The sequence below is a fragment of the Mycobacterium sp. 852002-51961_SCH5331710 genome (assembly GCF_001665535.1).
Lineage (GTDB): Bacteria > Actinomycetota > Actinomycetes > Mycobacteriales > Mycobacteriaceae > Mycobacterium.
Genome location: NZ_LZSQ01000097.1, coordinates 1 through 2,631, shown reverse-complemented (window position 1 = coordinate 2,631; position 2,631 = coordinate 1). Strand labels below are relative to the sequence as shown.

Genomic DNA, 2,631 nt, shown 5'->3' with positions numbered 1-2,631 from the left:
GCCGGCGGCGTCTTGAGGTTGAAGGTGAAGCTGCGGTCCTCGTAGACGGTGATCTCCACGGGGATGACGTTGCCGCAGGGCCGGGCACCCGAGAACGGATTGCAGGTCGATACCGTCTTGGCGGCGCGCGCAGTGAGTGCCCAGTTTCCGGAGATCCTCACCATCGGCGGCGTTCGCGCCGATTCGTTGAAATGGCACCCGCACGGATTGGCCATCGACGTGATGATCCCGGACCCCCGCTCGGCGGCGGGCAAGGAGCTGGGGGACAAAGTGGTCGCCTACGTCTTGGCGAATGCGGGGCGCTTCGGCCTCGAGCACGCCATCTGGCGGCAGACGCTTTACCGTCCCGACGGCTCGAAGAAGGTGATGTCGGACCGCGGCGGAGACACCGCCAACCATTACGACCACGTGCACATCGCCACGGCGGGCGGCGGATATCCGCACGAGGGCCAGGTCTACCTCCGCTGATCCTGACCGCTGAGGTCGTCGAGTACCTGGTAGCTGGCGTTGTATCCGGGGATGAAGGTGATGCCCGGGCCGCCGTGGCAGCCGGCGCCGCCGAGGTAGAGGCCGTCGATGCCGATCGGCAGATCGCGAAAGCCCTTCGGGCCGGGACGGTTCGGACCCATCAGGTCCGGGTGCAGCAGGCCGTGGCAGAAGTCCCCGGAGGGAGCGCCGAACATGGTGTTCATGTGGTACGGCGCGAAGGTGATGTGCCGGATCTGGATGTCTTTGAAGTTCGGTGCATAGCGGGTGATCTTGTCGATGACTCGTTGCGCCATCTCGTTCTTCAGGTGCCCGTGCTGATCTCTGGAGGTCTCGACGGGGAACGCGTAGGCGTAGGCGCTGGCGGCGTGCTTGCCGGGCGGCGCCATGTTGGGGTCGTGAACCGACGGGATCTGGATGCCCAGCGATGGGTTGTCGGGAACGATGCCGCGACACGCGTTCTCCCATTGCCGCTGCTGCTCTTCGGGCGAACCGAAGATGCCGACCGACGGTTGCATGCCGGGCTCGTTGAGCAGGTCGTATGGCGGGGCGAACTCGGGGAGACCGTCGAGCGCGAAGTGCATCTGGACGAAGGAGGCGCGGTGGTCGCGCCCCTGGAGGCGTTCGAGCAGCTGGGGTGAGAGGTGCTCGGGCTCAACGAGTTCGGCGAGGGTGGTGTCGGGGGAAAGGTTGGACACGACGACGGGTGCGGTGATGGTGTGGCCGTCCTTGCAGCGGACGCCGGTGACCTTGCCGTTGTCGACGAGGATCTGCTCGACCTTGGTGCGGTAGCGGATCTCGCCGCCGCGGCTCTCGAACATCTCGCGCAGGTGCTCGGTGAGTGCGCCGATGCCGCCTTCGAGTTTGGTCATCATCGCGGTGCCCTCGTCGGGGACGGCGAGGGCGAAGGCCAGACAGGTTGCGCTGCCGGGTGTGTAGGGCCCGCGGTAGGTGGAGTTGATGGCGAGGAAGGCAAGCATGCCGCGCATGACGGAGTGGCGCGTCCTGTCGGGTAGGTAGCGGTCGATGACGTCCATTGCGGAGCCGAACAAGGTCTCGTGGATGGCGCGGCGTTCGGATTCGTTTGTGGCACAGGCGTACATCTCGTCGATGGTCTTCGGCGGTTTGCGGACGTCGAACCGACCGAGCGCGCGGGCGGGGCCCTGGCTCCAGGCGATGAGTTCGGCCATGCCGGTGACGGCGTCGGTGCCGTGCTTGTCGGCGAGGTGGGTCATCAGTTGCATGGGGTCGCGGTAGAAGACCATGGCTTCTTCGCCGGCCTCGCCGATGTTGACCGACATGACGTCGGAGTCGACGGTGGGCAGGGTGTCGAGGCCGAGGTCCTTGGTGATCTCCCTCGGGGTGGGGAACTGAACAGACCCGGCGATCTCGTAGCGGAAGCCGTCGATGAGTTCGACGGTGGCGGCCATGCCGCCCGCATAGGTGTTGGCCTCGAGGCACAGGGTGCGCAGGCCGGCGCGTTGGAGGAGGGCGGCGGCGGTCAGCCCGTTGTGGCCGGCGCCGACGACGATGGCGTCATAGTCGCTCATGCCGGCAGGCTATGTCAGTACTGACATAATTGTGGCGGTACTGACAAATTTGTGCGATACGATCGCGGGACTATGGCGATGCCCGTGAACCTGCATCAGCAGCGCAGTCAGGCGACGAGGGAGGCGCTGCGGCGGGTGGCGTTGGCGCGGTTCGCGAAGGACGGGTTCGCGAATGTGACGGTGTTGCAGCTGGCCGAGGAGGCTGGCGTCACCGAGCGGACGTTCTTCCGGCACTTTCCGACGAAGGAAGCGGTGCTGTTCGCGGACTACGAGACGCACCTGGAGTGGCTTGCCGAGGCACTGACGCGGCGGCCGGCGTCGGAGCCGCTGTTCGATGCGGTGATGGCGAGTGTCGGAAGCTTCCCGCACGACCTGGAGGTGGTGCGGCAGGCGGCGCTGCTGCGGGCGAGCCTGATCGGTGAGCGGGCGGCCGGGCACCTGCGGGTGGTGCAGGCATCGTTCGCGGCGGTGATCACCGACTTCGTGCAGACGCGATATGCCGACGTGCCGGGCATCGAATTGAAGGCCGAGGTGGCGGGGGCGGTGTTGGCGGCGGCACTCGTTGTGGCCGTGGAGAACTGGGGCTGTCTCTTAT

General features: G+C 66.5%; 2 protein-coding genes and 2 pseudogenes. 2 read left to right on the top strand and 2 right to left on the bottom strand.

The genetic code is table 11. The features are described from left to right. Window positions 1–77, bottom strand: a pseudogene (locus tag A5752_RS27170) (50S ribosomal protein L11); the annotation flags it as partial. On the opposite strand from A5752_RS27170, the pseudogene A5752_RS16665 reads away from it, so the two are divergent. Continuing rightward, window positions 67–468 (top strand): annotated as a pseudogene (locus A5752_RS16665) (VldE C-terminal domain-containing protein); the annotation flags it as partial. The pseudogenes A5752_RS27170 and A5752_RS16665 sit on opposite strands and share 11 nt — an antisense overlap. Here the strand turns inward: A5752_RS16665 and A5752_RS16660 are convergent. Further along, on the bottom strand, window positions 456–2,036 hold the full coding sequence (locus tag A5752_RS16660) for a phytoene desaturase family protein (protein WP_067087721.1): 1,581 nt from the start codon (window positions 2,034–2,036) through the stop codon (window positions 456–458). The pseudogene A5752_RS16665 and the gene A5752_RS16660 sit on opposite strands and share 13 nt — an antisense overlap. 72 nt (window positions 2,037–2,108) lie before the next feature. Between A5752_RS16660 and A5752_RS16655 the strand changes: the two genes are divergently transcribed. After that, the coding region (locus tag A5752_RS16655; RefSeq protein ID WP_067087723.1) for a TetR/AcrR family transcriptional regulator at window positions 2,109–2,631 on the top strand (523 nt) is incomplete at its 3' end.